Here is a 17,735-nt window from a genome sequence, read left to right on the forward strand (position 1 = left end):
CTTCGGAGCGGTGAATCTATACTGAATATACGGAGATACAACAGAGCTGACGCCTATCTCTGCAGAACATAGAGAAAGAAGGGGAGCACACGAATGAGTAATGCAAAAGCCACCACACCCACACAAGCCGATGTGATTCGTCCGAGTCCCCGGCGCACCAAACGCAAAAAAGGCTTTAAACGAACACTGGCACTGGATCTTATGCTACTGCCAGCAGTCATCTTGACGTTCATATTTGCGTACATACCGATGGGCGGATTGGTCATTGCTTTTCAGGATTACAAGCCCTGGCTCGGGTTTGCCAAATCTTCCTGGATCGGCCTGGAACATTTCCAATTTCTGTTCAGCATGCCGGAGAATGTGCAGGTGATCTGGAACACTTTAATTATTGCGGGAATGAAACTGATTGGAGGTCTGATTGCACCATTGGTCTTTGCCTTACTCCTCAACGAAGTACGGAAGGAAACCTTCAAGAAGAGTATACAAACGTTCGTTTATCTGCCGCACTTTCTTTCATGGGTTATTCTTGGCGGAATACTGCTGGACATGCTCGCAACAAAAGGTATGATCAATCAGTTTCTTGGGGCCGTGTTTGGCCTGGAACCAATTTTTTTCCTCGGAGAAGGTACCTGGTTTAGAATCGTTGTGGTCACCAGTGATATCTGGAAAGAATTCGGATTCGGCGCGATTATCTTTCTCGCCTCGCTGGCAGGTATAAACCCTGCACTATATGAAGCTGCTGAAGTGGATGGAGCGAGCCGGTGGCAACAAACCTGGTCCATTACGATTCCTGCCCTGATTCCGATCATGATTGTCGTAGGCACATTGTCGCTCGGAAATATTTTGAACGGAGGATTTGACCAGATTTTCAATCTATATAATCCACTCGTTTACGATAAGGGCGATATCATTGATACCTTCGTTTATCGGGTAGGTCTCATCGACGGGAAGTTTGGATTCTCGGCTGCAGTCGGGCTGTTCAAGTCGGTTGTCGGATTCGTTCTGATTGTGCTCGCATACCGTGCAGCTTATAAATTTGCAAATTACCGTATTTTCTAGAAAGGAGACCTTACCGGCATGTATCATAAAACAAAACCTTACAAAGTTTTCACCGTGTTTAACTATACGTTCTTAATTTTATTATCGTTACTCTGTATTATCCCGTTGATCCACATTCTCGCGGTCTCCTTCAGCGGTAAAGCAGCTGCCAATGCGAATCTGGTCGGACTCTTTCCGGTTGAATTTACTTTGGATGCTTATGAGAAAACGTTGGCTAATGAAAACTTTATACGTTCCCTATGGGTTGCTGTACAGCGAACCGTGCTGGGTACACTTCTCAGTATGATTGTTGTCATTCTGGCAGCGTATCCGTTATCTCGCGAAAATAGAAGCTTCAAACGTCGTAATATCTACACTTGGTACTTTGTATTTACGATGCTGTTCAGTGGAGGCTTAATTCCATTTTACATTCTTATTCAGAAGCTTAATTTGCTCAATACGATGTGGGTGCTTATTCTTCCCGGAGCGGTATCTGTGTGGAATATGATTCTATTATTAAATTTCTTCCGCAATGTGCCTAAAGAGCTGGAGGAGGCTGCCTTTATTGATGGTGCGGGTTACTTTCGAACATTGGTCTCTGTCTTTTTGCCCGTGTCGATGCCAGCCATCGCTACACTATCCTTGTTCTCCATGGTAGGGCACTGGAACGCCTGGTTCGATGGTTTGATTTTCCTGACGGATCACGAAAAGTATCCTCTCGCCACCTTCCTGCAGACGATCATCGTACAGCAAGATTTCAGTAAAGTTTCAGTACGTCCTGAAGACTTGGAGAACATCTCACAACGGACGATCAAGGCGGCACAGATTTTCATTGGCATGGCACCGATTTTGTTGGTGTACCCCTTACTGCAACGCTTTTTTGTTAAAGGGATTGTACTTGGTGCTGTTAAAGAGTAAGACCAATTCAGGGTTAACTAAATTTTATATGATATGGGGGAGACAACATGTTAAAAACATGGAAAAAGCCGCTTCGCATTCTGATGGCTGCTACAATGTTATCTGGTGTACTCGCAGCATGCAGTAACGATTCTACATCACAGAAAAAGCCTAGCGACAGTAATGAATTTTATTCCGCACCGTTTGAAAATGGTAAGTATGTTGAACCGGTTACCATTTCGACGGTATTCCCAATCACTAGCAGCCTGAAATTCAAAAATGGGGAAAACATTGAAAATAACGTTCATACCAAGTGGGCTCATGATACACTAGGGATCGATATTAAGTACTTATGGACGGTCAGTGAACAAAATAATGCTTACCAGACCAAACTTCGCCTAATGCTCACATCGGGTCAAAAAATGCCGGATATTATCTCTTTCCGTGGCAGCCAGACATTAATCAGTGATTTAATTGAATCGGGTCAATTCGTGGATGCAGGAGAACTGTTCGATAAATATGCTTCGGATACGTATAAAAAAGCGATGGCGGAAGATCCGAATGTATGGAATCCCTACATCCGTGATGGTAAACGAATGGCAATTCCTATTCTGGAGAACGCTTACAACAATGATCCAGTGATGTACATTCGTGAAGACTGGCTTAAGAAGCTGAACCTGAAGGCACCAACAACATTAGATGAATTAGAAACGGTAATGGATGCCTTCGTCAATCAAGACCCGGATGAAAACGGGAAGAAAGACACCGTTGCTCTCTCTGTAGGGTTCAAAAACAATTTGAACACATGGATGGCAGAATCCGGCTGGATTTTTGGTATGTTTGGAGCGATGCCGAATCAGTGGAATAAAGCAGCAGACGGTTCGCTTGCATACGGCTCTATCCAACCCGAGATGAAACCGGCACTGGAGAAGATGAAGGAGTGGATGCAGAAAGGTTATATTGATAAGGAAGCGGGACTATATGATGAGCCTAAGGCCGCTGAAGCATTCACTGCCGGCAAGTCTGGTATTATCGTTGGCCCTTATTGGATGACAGGCTGGCCAATCCCGGATCTGCAGCAAAATGTGCCAGGTGCTGAATATAAAGCTTATCCACTTCCTGCTGGTCCCGATGGTAAAATGGGACGCCACGGAACACCAATTAGTACGGGTGCTGTTCTGATCAACAAAGATATGGAACACAAAGACGCTTTCTTTGTATACCAGAACTATCTGTTTGATCACTGGGCTAATCCGGACAGTACAACATTCGTACACGGGTTTGCCAAAGGATATGATTATGATATCGGCCCTGACGGTGAGGTATATAAAGAGCAGCAAAGTGACAAAATTCCGGGCGGCTGGATTGATGCGATCCGTTATTCATTAACCTTTGATGGAGCGATCATTCCTAACCTGATGATGAATACGTTAGCTGATCTTGCGAATGGCAAAGAGCCGACCACTCAGTATGAGAAAAACCTGGCGGACCGAATCCCTGAACAGATTAAGGCAGCCAAGATTGTCATTGATCAAAAAGATATTGTAATGCCTCAAATGTTCACGGGTGTTCCAACGAAAACACAGGTTGCCAGAGGCGATATGCTGACCAAGCTGGAGAAGGAAGTATTGAACAAAATCATTTATGGCCAAGCGCCGATTGAGGAATTTGATACTTTTGCGGAGCAGTATATGACTTCTGGAGGTAGAGAGATCACGGAAGAAGTTAATGCATGGTATGACACGATAAAATAAAAAAACGAACCGCGCTTTACGTACAAGGGGTTTCATTTACCTGTGTACGTGAAGCGCGGTTTTTACTTTGTTTTATGCTACTTTCTTCACGATATGCCGCATTACTGTTCCCGGTATTCCTGCGGTGTCATCCCGAATTTATCACGAAACACCTTGATGAAATATTGGGAGTTGGCATACCCCAGTTTTTCCGAAATCTCATATACCTTATCCTGGGAATGGTTGAGTAGGTAGAGGGCAAGATCCATTTTCACGCTTAAAATATACTCACTTAAGCTGATACCTTGAAATTGTTTAAACAGCTTGGAGACGTATACCGGATGCAAGGATACATGATCTGCGATCGATTGAAGACTGAGGGAGTGCAGATTAGCAGAGACAAATGTCTTGATCTGATGAATAACGTCATGTTGCTCATCAAAAGACTGTTCTTCCAGCTTAATACGCAGCCGATCAAGCATGTTACCCGCCCAATCCGTAAGTTGGGAGACTGAACGAAAGGGCACACGTGGAACCCATTCGTTTCCGGCCAGATCAGACAACAGCGCTTGGTTTTTGTGGGCAATGTAATGAAAGGCGGATAACAATACAATCTGAATCTCATCCAGATGTTCTTCGGTTTGTTCAGGTAGCGCACTATATCCGATCTTAATTCGGTGTAGACGTTCTTTGAATACTTCCCATTGTGCCGTTTCAAGTAAATGATTGAAGGTTGGAGGTTCATATAATATATGCAAAGAACGAATGGATACGGGGCGATAACTTTCCTCGAGGGAAAGAAAGTATCCCGTGCCGTTACCTACCTGCTTTTTGAGAGCCGATAGGGCTTGCTCGTACATGTCACGAATATCATGCTGAAGTCTGCCTCCATGGCTAAGAATAACCGAAATGCCACCTTTCAGGTATTCATTAACATTGTGATGCAACTGCAGGGAAAGATGGGTGAGATCTTGATTTTGCTTCGTAAGCTGCTCACTGTGATTCGTCTCTGGTGAAGTATCAATTTCGCTGGCTCCAGGTCCAGCGGGCTTTAACAAAAAGACCAAATAATCGTAATGATCCCTACAGTGCCAAGTATAAAAAGCCGTATTGAACAACTCACATGCAATGTTGGTCACAGCGTATTCAAACAATTGCAGGCTGGTCGTTGTATACCTGGTGAAATGCTCTTCCAACCGCACCAGAACAAGCTGCACATTATCTTCCGCACTGAAGGGTAACTGATAATGGCCCAACTTATCGTTCAGAACATCTTCTGAATAACGATTACCTTCAATCAGTTGATTCAGTAATCTGTCCTTCAGCGAAGGCAGATGCTCACGAAATGAGTTCATGGCTTGTTCATAGGACAAAGCCCTGCGAATCTGTTCTTCAATGGACAGCACTGTTTTTTCGAGACAGGATGCCAGCTTTTCGACATCCAGCGGTTTCAATAAATACTCGACAACACCATATTTCGTCGCTTCTTTGGCATACTCAAACTCGGCATAACCGGTAAGCAAAATGCAGGGAAGGTTGGGTTTTACCGCCTTGATCTGCCGTATCAGTTCAAGTCCGTTCATGACAGGCATTGAAATATCAGTGATCACAATGTCTACCGTTTGTTCCTCCAGAATGGATAATGCCTGCATGCCGGAGTATGCTTTGTGAATACCTTCAATACGGTATTGATCCCATTGGAATGAGATCTCAAGATCGTCGATCACATAGGATTCATCGTCAACTAACAGAATCTGATGCATCTGCAATATCCTCCTTATGTATAGTAATGATGTACGTGGTACCTTCATATAAGTTAGATTGTATGGACAAGCCTGATCGTTTGCCATATGTAAGCTTGATTCGCTGATTTACATTTCGGACTCCTGTTCCAATCTGTTCTTCTGGACGTGTTAATTCATCCATATGCTCACTGATGAGTGCAAGCCGTTCTGCTGGCATGCCTACACCATTGTCTGCAACCGTGATACGTATGAACTCCTGATCCTGCTCTGCACGAATTGTAATTTTCCCAGGACCCATGGAAGGTTCTATCCCGTGTTTGACACCATTTTCAACGAGCGGTTGCAGGATCATGCGAGGAATGCGAATAGATAGAAGCTGTTTTGGCACATGAATCTCACAGGTAATACTCTTTTTTCGCATATGTATGATGGACATGTAATGATTCACAAAACGGAGCTCCTCACCAAGCGTGGTATCCATATCTTCAATGCGGTGAATATAACGGCAATAGGCAGCCAGTTCCAAGGTCATGGCGGTTACAGATTCATAGTCTTTGACACTGGATTTGCTCTGAATATAGTTGAGGCAGTTATATAGAAAATGTGGATTGATCTGGGCTTGATACTGCTTCAACCTGGCCTCTTTGACCGAAAGCTCTCCAAGTAGCACCTGCTCGATTAACGTCTGGGTATTCTCGGCCATTCGGTTAAACGACCGGCCTAATATTCGAAACTCAAGAGTCTGGGTTTCATCAACACGGCTGGAGAAATCTCCCCGGTCAAAACGATCAATCGCTTTACGCAAACGAATAATCGGTTGTTGGATCTGATTTCGCAGCGCCAGAGTGTACAGTAGAGAGAGCAGAAGCATCGCCATCAGCGCCAGCACAAATAATGTATTGTTACGTGAGATAGACTGTTGCAATTGATTGGTAAGATGGTAATCAATAAAGTACAAATCGAGAATACTTGCTTTCATATAACTGATGAAATAATTCTGATCCTGATATGCAATTTCGAAGAAACCGCTATCATCTCTGAGTTGTGGAATAACCTGTTCATCCGCTTCCGCAAGTTGTGAGGAGCCTGCTCCCCGGATTGGTGTCTTAAAATGCGAATCATAGAGCATTGGTGTTCCGGAAGTATATTCAGACATCATTTTCTGCAACACCTCCAAGGATATTCGAATCTCGATGTACATCGGTCCTCGATGTCCCTTGGTAAGATGCGAATAATACCCCGTACCATCCTTGTTCATATGTAACGTCCATTTATCCAGCGGATCTTTGGACATGACAAACGGCTGAAATGAAAATTCACGGTCCGAAGATACGGTAGCCTTCTCATCTGGATAATATAGAATGATCGTATTGTTCCAAGCCGTTGAAGCACTGTTAAGGGCCAACTTCTCCATTAGCTCGAGTTTGGCTTTGTATTTAGCAAAATCATTCCCGAAAGTGAGAGCATACGTATACCCTCTAACCGACTGATCCTCAGATAATGTCAGCGCATTCATTAATACCTGCTCAAATTGATTAGACAGCTGGGAGGACATGAAACGTACTTCGCCCAGTTTATTCTTCTGCAGCTCACGCTGAATTTCTTCTACGTTTAATCGATAGATCCACCAGAAGATCAGGATGATTAGTACAAACATCAAAACCAGGCCTAGCGCCAGTTTTTGAAAAATAGAAGCGTTTTCTTTTGAAAACTTTTCCTTCAACATATTTTTCCCCCTGTGCAGCAAAGAAGCATAATGACTACCCTTTATTCTACAATAACTTTTTGTACAAGGGGAAGGAACTTGAATCTTCTAAAGTCATGGGCGTCCTTGGAATGAGCTGAATCCAGCTTTAAAAAGGACGTGTTCTGTCGTATTTTAATGAAGCAACAGGCTCGATAAAAGACAAATGTTGGCGGATATTTATCAATTATACGAAATTTGACACATGAAAAATCTATGTTATCATGTATAACAATAGAAAAATTTTACACATTAAAGAATTGCTGTAGTTAAATTGAATTTTATTGGATAATCCAATGGTTCTACATAGCATTCTGCCCATTTACTTTACCCTTCGCTAAAAAAGTCAGAATAGTTTTCGTATTGTACTTTGGAAAAGGTCACGACGTAAAATTACATGACACTCTTCTTATTCTACTCAAAGTTGAAAGAGTAAATCCCGCACATTCTTTGTCCAAAATTTCAATACAAAACTCATATTACTCAATCTCACAAGATCTCTTTTGAATCACATCATATTTGATAGACTTATCAACAAAATAACACGTCAGATTATTCAAAAAGGATGGTGTTATATATGCATTCTAAAGAAGTAGGGATTCCTTTTCTTATTGAAAGTAAGATAAAGTCAAAATATGAAATATTAGAATCTAGTGTATTGAAAACCCTGGAACAAAAGAGGAACAAACTTCCCTTAAAAATAGAAGATAAACTATGGATTTATAACGATAATTTGATTAACAGAGTTACTTTTGCTAAAAAAACACATGATCGATTAGTTCATACAACGAATCTAATTACCATTGGAGGTAGAAGGGGAACTGAGGGGTTTAATTCCATTGCACCTCTGATCTATACAATCGTTTCTTCCTTTCTCCACAACGGGAAACACCATCTTCTAAAAAGCCATGCACCTGAGATTCTGTATCTTTTTCCAAAATTCCGTTCCGAGTCTCCTTTTGTGAATGCTCAAAATCTTGAAGATATTGCACTTCCTCCATCACGTCGTAGGTTGCATAAAGAATCGGAACAAATGTTCAGAGTTACACAAGCCATTGTAAAATTGTTATTAGAATATACAAAACATCTGAATCACACAAACACCATAATTCTATTTGACCAGATCGACAGAATGGACGAACATTCTCTTCGATGTTTTGCCCGCTTGTCTAAGTGTATTGAGCATCATCCCATTGTCATTGTTGCAACCGTATCCGAAGCCAGTGAACGTGATTCCCGTTTCCACATGGCATCACATAACGATATCTGCATGCATGTCAATCTGGCGGAAAACAGAAATAAATTACTTGAAAGTCTGTACCATCAAATCAAACCTAGTATATATGAATTAACAGACTTGAAAGATGAGAACCAAAGTGACTGCTCATACGAAAATTCGTTAACCATGCAGCCTGTAAACAATGAAACTCACAAATCAGCACAGCTTCTAGACAGCATTACCAATGGAGATGTAGACCATCTTGATGAATTGTTACTTGAAGCGCTAGAGATCAGTGTTTTCACGCAAAATTATGAACATGCGCTGTTTCTCATCAATAAGGCATCCCCGTATATCCACAATCTGAGGAAAGAGACACACGTTGAACTATGGATTTATATGGGCTTATGTTATGCATTCATGGTTGAATATGATAAAGCATTAGCTATATTCAAGAATGCACTTTCCCTTACAGAAGATACATTAAAAAAGTCGGAATTACATTTGTATGTAGCATTGCTGTGTACGAAACGTTTGAACAAACCCTTAGTAGGAAGGGAAATTATTGATCAGGCACTCCAGAGTATTGAGGGAACAACCGGTTCCGAAGTAGAAGTGGAGCGTACTTGGTTACATAACCTAAGGGCACTTACCTTCGTGGGAACGGGCGATCTGGCTCAGGCATTTAAAGAGTGCAAACAAGGGTTGGAACATATAAAAGAGGGCAATCGGAAAGAAGATGCTATCCATATCAAAATCAACTTAATCTCCAACATATCGGTCTTATTTGAATCGATGAAGAAGGTAGATGCTGCGCTCAAACATTGGTCAAAATTTGAACCGTTTGTCATACATTCAAGCCCGATTTTTACAAAGCATTATTTATATAGAAAAGCAGGCCTGCTTTTTAAACTTCAGCGATATGCTGAAGCCATTGAGTCATTAGAAGATAGTTATCGAATTGCCAAAGAGATGAATGATGCTTTTCATATGGATATCATCGCCAGAAGCATAGGAGCCATATATTTCGAGCAGGAGATTTACGATAAAGCGACGCAATGGTACAGCCAAAGTCTTGATTCCAAGCTGGCTCTTATGCAAGATGAAGATCTTCCACGGGTTGCAACGGCGTTAGCCATATGTCTGGAAAGACAAGGAAACGGGGAAGCAGGGAAACAGGAAATTTTGAATAGCTTAAAGGTTCAATCCGAAGGAAGCGCTGCGCAAAAAGCATCAGAAATCGTACTAAAATGGGATCAAAAAAGAGATGAGACGTGGGAGAGTTACGTAAAATGGTCAATCCAAAAACCAGAAACCAAACTAAATCGACCTTTTGATCTTACTAATCTTTATTATGAAAAAGCGGAGAGAATCCGTGTGGGCTAAAACATCCACCTGGGAATGGTTAAAACCCTATGTTTTACGTAGCACATCTCTCCCTATTGAAGATATTCTTCAGCTAAGAGTAGTTAAAACGAAGGATGATTTTCATCAATGGCAAAAAGCTACGAAAGTTTTGAACGATTGGTGCAGCCAATGGATTGAAGAAATAAGAACTATTCCGAAGCAAAAGATCCTACTTTCCCAACAGCGTAGAATCATCCGAAGAATAAAACAGAAGAACCCTTTAACTGAAAATGATAAAACAACGCTACTGAACTGGCATATGGAAGAGAAAATCCAATTTTATTCACTTAAAAATCAAGAGTTGGTCCAGCTTGAAATGTTAACTCGTAATACATTTGAGCAAGAACTCGGACTTCTACAACAAAAACTATTTGAACTGTATCAATCGGAGCGTTATGATCGAGCGCTTTATACAATTAACTCGGCATTTTGGAGTTTTTATCAATCTTATAAGCGAAAAGAGCATACAAAGCATAGTCAGAAAAGACAAATGGGAAGAACTCTTTTCGCCTATCTTCAACGTGTTACCACAAAAAACGATACGATGGGTGAATTTGGCCCCATTAGTTATGGTGTTTTAGATCGAGGAGCACCCCTTAAAGAAAGAAAGATTATAGAGAAAAAAGCATTCATGTCACATCAAGCGCTACAAAAAATATTAACTGCTATAAAGCATGACTTGGGTACAAATGCAGCGGAGTGGAGACTTCCTTCTTCCGCAGTAGATGGCTTAGATGAATTGCAGCTTTTACTGAAATCAGGAGATTGTAATTCACCTAAATGGTCCGCTGTATTGTCTGAGATCAAGCACAATCTAGAAAAGTATGGCAGTAGTTTTTCACCCATTGAAAAGAGTAACACCTTAGCTAAAATCGAAGAGATGTATACCGAAATTACAGGAGAGCATTATCAAGGTAAAAACACCCAATATTTTGCTGACAAAACCTTAGTATACGAGGAGTGTTACGATCAGCAATTTTTGCCCGTCGTTATCCCGGAAGATATCTGGCAGGAATTAGACCAAACGATATTGATCCAAGCAAAACTTCGATTAGAGCGGTGGAAGGCATTCCAGAGAACGGCAGTACAACAATTTGAAAAAATAAGTCATGGCCGTTCATCCATACCAGCAAAGAGGTGGATATCGTATTGGCTTCGGAATCCTGCAGTTATTGAAAATCAGTCCATGGTCAAGTTTCTAGAGAGTTGGTTAGTTGAAGATCAGGGGGATTTTTACATTCAAGTGCCTCAAAACGTATTGCAAGAATGGAGATCAGAAATGGACTCATTCAGGTGGCTTCTTTCTCCTGATCTTATGATCATTGGCAATGAAAGCAAAACAGGAATTGAAGTTTCATCCATTGTTATAGGAGAGCTTCATCATGGATTTACGGGTGATGGGTGGATGCAATATTTTAACATCGAAAAAGATAAGATACGACAAACGGTCCAGAACGCCTTACAAGTCGAACACAGCACACAGTCGTGGGCCAATTGGGTATTTAAACGCACGATGAAAAGCACCCCACAAGAATATCCAGGTCTTTGCGTTGAATTAACAGGTGTCTCTGAATCGATCAAGGAGAATATTTTGTCTTTAGAGCAACTCGAAGTGCGAATTAAAAATAATGAAGTAGCTCTTTTTATAAAAGACTCGCAACAATGTTTACATTTTTATTCTCCTTCTCTTGGATTTAAAGAGGAAACCTTTTTCCCATTTGCTCTATTCGGTACACCCATTTTTGATCCACCTAAATCGATATCAAAAGGTAGACACGCACCCGTTAAAGTAGGAAGAGTCACCATGATACGCGAACATTGGAGATTTGAGCCTTCAGATTGGGTCGGTGAGCAGAACTTATCCGATTGGTTTCAACAGTTTGAGCGGCTGCAAACCATCCAAAGCAGATTTAATTTACCAACGGAGGGTTTTATTCACTTTTCGCACGAACAGAAGCCCATGTGGTTCGATTTTGACAATCCTTTTTGTATTGATCTGTTTTTTACCGAAGCCAAAAAAGCAAAATCTTTCATTTTCACAAGAATGGACCCTTCTTTCCGGGATTTGTGGATGAAAGATAAGTATGGCCACTACTGTTCCGAATTACGAACTTTTCTATATAGAACAGAAAAATCGATTTAGCGTTATGGATAGTCTTTATTATACCTTGTGAAGGAGGTGATAAAGATGGCTGACACAGTTGAATTGGAAGAATTGGATCTGGAGTTAGATGACCTTGATGATATCGATTTCGAATTGGAAGAGATCGAAGATAAGATTGCACCTTTAGCCCTCTGATAATACAAGCTTTTGAGTATAGGGATCGGCTTATCACAGCTGATTCTTATACTCACAATTTACGTGAAAAATGAACAATAAGGGGGATATGATGCAGAATATTCACCTGTTTGCTGAACAAAAGAAAACCGAGCTTCTCATTTTTAATAACCTTGAAAAAATTGAAATGAAAAATTGGATCGAAAAGGGTAGTGCTGTTCGTTTGAATCACGGAGCACATCGACAAGTCATCGGTATCTCTGATTTGAGTCCGGATTCTTTATATGATGCTTCCAAACAACATTTAAGTGGAGAACAATTCCAGTTATTTAAACATTGGGACCCCAAGCATGAGAACAGCTTTGAGGATGATATGACAAACGAAATAGAACAATGGAACCACCATATGAATGAATTAGCTCTGAACTTTGCACCAGAGATCTTGTCTACAAGAGCTTATTGGAAATCTGTAAAGCAGCATGTGTGGTTTTATTCGACAGCAACAGGGTTGCGGGAAGATATTAGACCTTGTTTCATGTTAGAGCTAGATGTAATCGCAAGAAAAAACAAAAAAATAACGAAATCAAATGTTACGAAAAGCTGGCTTTCACCAAAACATGTGCACATGAAAGACATTGAAAAATTAGTGTCGTACGCTGCCGCATCGGCGTTGGACAAGCTCCAGGCCAAACCATTTCACTCTGGAACATACTCGTTAGTACTAGGTCCTTTAGCAGCACCAGGCATCTTTCATGAAGTTGTTGGGCATGGACTTGAAGCAGATATTGCGGCTCTTACAGGAGCGGCATTCCATAACTGTAAAGGTGAAAAAATTGGCTCCGATAAACTTAACATTGTTGACGATCCAACCATTTTGGGTTTACCCGGGAGCTATAACATAGATGATGAAGGTATTACCGCCAAGTGCACACCATTAGTCGAATCAGGTAGAATATCTAACTATTTAAGTCATCTGCACAGTAATGTTGAGAGCAACGGACATGGACGTGTCCTCAATTATGCGCATCCTCCTCTAGTAAGAATGTCGAATACGTTTGTGTTACCAGGAGAGGACGCACCAGAAGAGATCATTTTGGAAACAAAATCAGGAATTTATATCAAAAATGCTTTTAATGGAGACGTAAATATGATTACTGGTGAATTCAAAATTCATGTTACTGAAGGCTATCTTATCGAAGATGGTAAACTAACCTCACCAATAGCGCCTTCTATATTAGAAGGGGACGGCCGTAAGCTGCTTCGTTCCATTGATCGAGTAGGAAATGATTTTCAGATCCATGCAGAAGTAAGAGGCGGATGCGGAAAATTAGGACAATCACCTTTACCCGTTTCAGCCGGTTCTCCGACTGTAAGAGTACTCAACTGGGAAGTGCAGGGAATCGACTCATGAGTAAATATGCGGATTATTATGGAACAGAACTATTCCAGAAGTCATGGGTCATGACCGAGATTGAGTCTCTTTATTCCGAGAGAAAAGGATGCGGAGGAGCGCTACGAAGGTGGAGGGAAGATCGATTCTATTCATGTATTCGCCCTTTATCCAATTATACAGATGTGAAAAATCAAGATTGGATTCATTGGGCTTGTGATAGCGGAGTAGCAGGGACTGTACCGCAGCGATCTGATGAAACGAATATAAACCAACCCTGTTTGAACATTCACCAGCCTATCTCAAACCAAGTTATAGATCATATTTTGCTTGAAGGAAAAGAAATCATATATTCGATTCCTGACCTTATCGTGAGTCCGACTCTTTTTTTTGAAGCGGAAGAGAAATCCGTTTTTTATCAAGATACGGAGGGAAGAGAACTCGAGAAACGAGAAGCTCAACATACTGTATCTATTTTGGTCCAGGGGAAATCCCGTAGGGCCAGTACGACATTCTCTTTTCGTTCCATTGCAGATTTAGATTGGCAGTTACAGTGTGAACAGTTAAATGTTCAACTGCAATCTCGAGCAGATGGTCCAAACAGAAGCGCAGAACATTCACGCATCATATTAACGGAGCAGGGGACAGAAGAGCTGCTCAAAGCTCTTGGAAATCTTTTTATTTCTGACTATATGGATGCAAATGTACCTGTACTTTGGCAAAAACAAGGGAAAAGAATTGCAAGTCCCACATTCACATTAACGGATTGCGCTCACATCCCTGATTTGCTTAGAAGTTCGACTTTCGACGATGAAGGAGCCATCTGTAGGGACGTTGAGATCATCAAAAAGGGCGTATTTAATGAAGCCTTGCATTCACTCTCTTCATCAACTAAACATAAACAGACGGCCAATGGCCGAGCATTTCGCAAAAATTATCAAAGTACTCCCAAAATCCAATACACAAACTTGAAGGTAGAAGAAGGTACTCTTTCGACAGAACAAATGATAAGTAAGAAGCTATCCGATTTTGTACTAAACCGCAGCTATGGTGGACATATTCGAGGCGGCAAACTCATCTTTGAAGCGGAAGGCTGGAGAATTCACAATAACCAATTAGCGGAGAGATTATCACAAGTCCGCATTGAAGCACCTTTATTTCAGATGTTACGTTCAATTGATCCAGCGACAGATGGATATCATCATACATGTAGTAAAGGATTTATATCTCCATCTTTGTATGTAGAAAACGTATCTGTATTCTATTAAAGGGGTGAGAAGATGAAGGTAATGAAAAGCGACAAACACGACCTGCTCAATTGGATAGACCAAGGAGCACTGGATCAGTGGTTCTCCGCTTGTCCAAGTGTTACGGGCCGGGAACATCAAGAACTCCCTTCTTTAGATGGAAGAGTGGCCATTCTGATCCAACTACAAGAGGACACATACACGCCTGCTCATTTACTTTGTAAAATGTGGGACGTTTTAATTCATCCTTACATCGGAAAAAGTATTCAATTGCAACATGCCTATACCCCTTTGCATCAGGCTCTTGAAGAGGATGAGACAGGCTGGTTGACGCCCCTTCCAGCTCACTCAATGGATCGACAATTCTCAACTAACATGGAGAAAATACTGCGTATAGCAAATGATATGGTAAGTTGTTTGCTTGAAATTCGTGCTCAAACACCTGAAATACAAGTCCCTTGGATTCTACAATTAAATGTCTCTTGCATGGATAAGGTAAGTTTGATATTTCTACAAAGGCTAATTGTTCGGACAAAAGACCTTCCGTTTGGTATCGCAACATATTACTTCAACCAGGAAAACATTCCATGTAAAGATCAAAACGTAAATCAGCTCATCCAGATCCGGGTAAAGGATTTTTACAAATCACTAGGTGTAGACCACTTAAAGGAAACGTCCATAATCAGATCATCCTATGAACCGTACCCCTTATTAAATCTATCTTTAGAAAAAGCACTTGTTTGGTGTGACGGATATGCAGTATTAGCACATGCTAACGAAGCACTTGACAAAGCAGTGAACGACGAAGAAGAGGCTGAAGTTTTATTTCTTGTCATGCGTGCCTATCTTTTTGAGAGGCAGCTCTCTGCAGCAGAATCAACGTTGCAAAAAATCACTCAAGCCCATAAATATTCAAACGATATTCGTGCAAGAGCAGCGATATATGATGCGTTGTTATTAGCGAATCATATCAAACGTCCTGAAGATGCCATTCACGTTGTGAGAAAAGGGATATCTTTTCTTCGTGGAAGGAACGATGAATCAGCCATTAGAGAAATGGCTTGGTTACATAATGTAGAAGCTTTAACTTATTACAGGCTTCAGCAACTGCCTCAGGCAGCGAAATCATTACAACAAGTTAAAGAATACATTAAGCAGCTAGGCGAGGAAGATGCAGCCCTGCTCTCGTCTGCATATGCCCAGAATTCAAGCTACCTTTACGAAGCTATCGGGAAAATAGATGCAGCGAAACAAGCCCAGCACATATTCATCCATAAAAATGCAGGACAGGAAGACCGTTTTTTGCTCCCGCACTGGTTCCGCATAGGATTTCTGGCAGGAAAGAAGGGAGAACTCGAGCAAGCGCTAAGTTGGTTAGACAAAGCGTATCAAGCTTGTAACCGGTTATCTGACTCTTACATGCAAGAATGGATTGCCAGAAGCACAGCATATCTATTACTTCAGTCCAGGGAGATGGATCGAGCAGCATTATGGCTTCAAAGAAGCGCAGATCTGTGCCAAAAAATTCATCTTCTGCCAGAGTGGATATCTATCTCTACAGCTTTAAGGGCAGTCCGCCAAATCACTGGTGTATCAGAAGAACTGTCGGAATCAACAGTCAAACGAAACGTGATTTTATCCCCTTCTCAATTGAGAATTAGAAAAAAACAACTAGAACAGATCGAAAGAGGGGAGATTGAAATCTACCAGATCGTCCCGAAACCGAATTCAAGATTCTTTTATCCTTTTCATCATTTTTGGTTTTAAGGGAGGCACTTCATTTGTCAGAGATCATACCTTTACGCAAAAATAGAAGTTTTAATTTTTGGGTATCTGCCCAAATTGTTTCACCCATTGCAGAGAGTTTCTCCACGATTTTAATAACCTGGACGATTTGGAAAGAGTCCAATTCGACTACACTTTTGGCTTTAACCTTAATCCTTACGACCATCCCGCAAATTATCTTTGGCATGGTCGCTGGAGTGGCAACAGATCGTTTTAACCGCAAAAAAATTGTGATGTTTTGTAATGCCATAAGAGCTGTGCTCATGGTTGTAATGGGACTTTTAGCTTTTTCTAGCCTCTTAAATGAAATCATTTTTATGTTGGCTTCGTTCATATTAGGTTTTCTGCGTTTATTTGCGATGACCGCATACAGAGCTGCCATGCCGGGTATCGTTCATAAAGAGCAATTAATGAAAGCCAACTCCATAACGAACAGCGTGAGAATGGGGTTTTGGCTCATTGGACCGTTATTTGCTGGATTCTCATTAACGTTACTTAGTACGGGACAAATTATGATTATGAACGCTATTCTATTTATAATTTCTGTATTTTTACTTATGCCTGTGCAGATTAAGCAAGTGAAAGTGGAGCATAAGAACAAAAATCTGTTCAAAGATTTAGGCGTCGGATTAAAATTGGTATCCCAAGATCGACTAATCTTCTCCATTTTTATTACGTTTGCTGCATTTACCTGTTTTGGTCGGGGGATTGCCCACCTAGGTAATCTGATGGTTTCAAATGAAATTGGCTTAGACTCTTCGGGTTTTGGTGTTCTTTCGAGCGCCGATGGGTTTGGATACCTGATTGCAGGCATTATTATGGCTCGTCTTGCCATTAAGAACAAATACCGTACAATGATGCTTGCTTGGCTGGGAGGAGGAATCGCATTTCTTTTCATGCCGTTTAGTGACTCCATCTGGCTTCCTCTGATCCTATTATTCATGGTAGGGATAACTCAACCCTTCGTCGATGTTCCTTTAGTTACTTTAGTACAACAAAGAGTGGCAGATGAACACTTAGGTAAAGTTTTTGGATTTCATACAGTAACGATCTGGATCGGGGAATTTATGGCTTATGCGTTATTTGGATATCTTTTTGGAGCTTTCACGCCAACTATGGTCTATGCAACTTCCGGTTTTATCGTAGGACTTCTGGCAATCGGAATGTTAATCTTTGGTCGAATCAGACTAAACAATGCGAATAACAACATTCATCAACCAGAAAGTATGACGAAGAACATCAGTAATTAGGA

At 41.2% G+C, this 17,735-nt stretch carries 12 protein-coding genes; 10 read left to right on the forward strand and 2 right to left on the reverse strand.

What is annotated here, in order from left to right; translation table 11 throughout:
- The first annotated feature begins 201 nt into the window (after positions 1-201).
- Genes BLQ13_RS04075 through BLQ13_RS04085 form a run of 3 tightly spaced genes read left to right on the forward strand, consistent with a single transcriptional unit; the run spans position 202 to position 3,689 of the window.
- On the forward strand, positions 202-1,059 hold the full coding sequence (locus BLQ13_RS04075; protein ID WP_244159223.1) for an ABC transporter permease: 858 nt from the start codon (positions 202-204) through the stop codon (positions 1,057-1,059).
- Positions 1,060-1,077: 18 nt separating this feature from the next.
- Positions 1,078-1,956: a carbohydrate ABC transporter permease gene (locus tag BLQ13_RS04080; RefSeq protein WP_090916259.1), complete on the forward strand. Its 879-nt coding sequence runs from the start codon at positions 1,078-1,080 to the stop codon at positions 1,954-1,956.
- Positions 1,957-2,003: 47 nt separating this feature from the next.
- Positions 2,004-3,689 carry an extracellular solute-binding protein gene (locus BLQ13_RS04085; protein ID WP_090916261.1) on the forward strand — a complete coding sequence of 562 codons (1,686 nt, stop codon included), beginning with the start codon at positions 2,004-2,006 and terminating at the stop codon, positions 3,687-3,689.
- A gap of 101 nt (positions 3,690-3,790) precedes the next feature.
- On the opposite strand, the gene BLQ13_RS04090 is transcribed toward BLQ13_RS04085, so the two are convergent.
- Both BLQ13_RS04090 and BLQ13_RS04095 read right to left on the reverse strand, forming a co-directional pair.
- Positions 3,791-5,431 (reverse strand): response regulator, encoded by a 1,641-nt coding sequence (locus tag BLQ13_RS04090; protein WP_167375631.1) that lies wholly within the window; start codon positions 5,429-5,431, stop codon positions 3,791-3,793.
- Positions 5,409-7,139 (reverse strand): sensor histidine kinase, encoded by a 1,731-nt coding sequence (locus BLQ13_RS04095; protein WP_090916265.1) that lies wholly within the window; start codon positions 7,137-7,139, stop codon positions 5,409-5,411. The genes BLQ13_RS04090 and BLQ13_RS04095 overlap by 23 nt, the downstream gene beginning before the upstream one ends.
- 595 nt (positions 7,140-7,734) lie before the next feature.
- Between BLQ13_RS04095 and BLQ13_RS04100 the strand changes: the two genes are divergently transcribed.
- From BLQ13_RS04100 to BLQ13_RS04125, 7 genes are all read left to right on the forward strand, one after another.
- Positions 7,735-9,762, forward strand: coding sequence for a tetratricopeptide repeat protein (locus BLQ13_RS04100; protein ID WP_090916267.1), 2,028 nt, complete (start codon positions 7,735-7,737; stop codon positions 9,760-9,762).
- Complete coding sequence (locus tag BLQ13_RS04105) at positions 9,752-11,926, forward strand: hypothetical protein (RefSeq protein ID WP_090916269.1); 2,175 nt, start codon at positions 9,752-9,754, stop codon at positions 11,924-11,926. Before BLQ13_RS04100 ends, BLQ13_RS04105 begins: the two co-directional genes overlap by 11 nt.
- A gap of 45 nt (positions 11,927-11,971) precedes the next feature.
- Positions 11,972-12,082, forward strand: coding sequence for an ammosamide/lymphostin RiPP family protein (locus BLQ13_RS28215; protein ID WP_139168847.1), 111 nt, complete (start codon positions 11,972-11,974; stop codon positions 12,080-12,082).
- An 88-nt stretch (positions 12,083-12,170) separates the two neighbouring features.
- On the forward strand, positions 12,171-13,472 hold the full coding sequence (locus BLQ13_RS04110) for a TldD/PmbA family protein (protein WP_167375632.1): 1,302 nt from the start codon (positions 12,171-12,173) through the stop codon (positions 13,470-13,472).
- A complete protein-coding gene (locus BLQ13_RS04115; RefSeq protein WP_167375633.1) occupies positions 13,469-14,719 on the forward strand; it encodes a TldD/PmbA family protein in 1,251 nt (416 codons plus the stop codon). The genes BLQ13_RS04110 and BLQ13_RS04115 overlap by 4 nt, the downstream gene beginning before the upstream one ends.
- A 12-nt stretch (positions 14,720-14,731) precedes the next feature.
- Entirely contained in the window at positions 14,732-16,465 is a 1,734-nt protein-coding gene (locus BLQ13_RS04120) for a tetratricopeptide repeat protein (RefSeq protein ID WP_090916274.1), read from the forward strand.
- Positions 16,466-16,479: 14 nt separating this feature from the next.
- Positions 16,480-17,733: an MFS transporter gene (locus tag BLQ13_RS04125; RefSeq protein ID WP_167375634.1), complete on the forward strand. Its 1,254-nt coding sequence runs from the start codon at positions 16,480-16,482 to the stop codon at positions 17,731-17,733.
- Positions 17,734-17,735 lie beyond the last annotated feature (2 nt).

Source organism: Paenibacillus polysaccharolyticus (assembly GCF_900102085.1).
GTDB lineage: Bacteria > Bacillota > Bacilli > Paenibacillales > Paenibacillaceae > Paenibacillus > Paenibacillus polysaccharolyticus.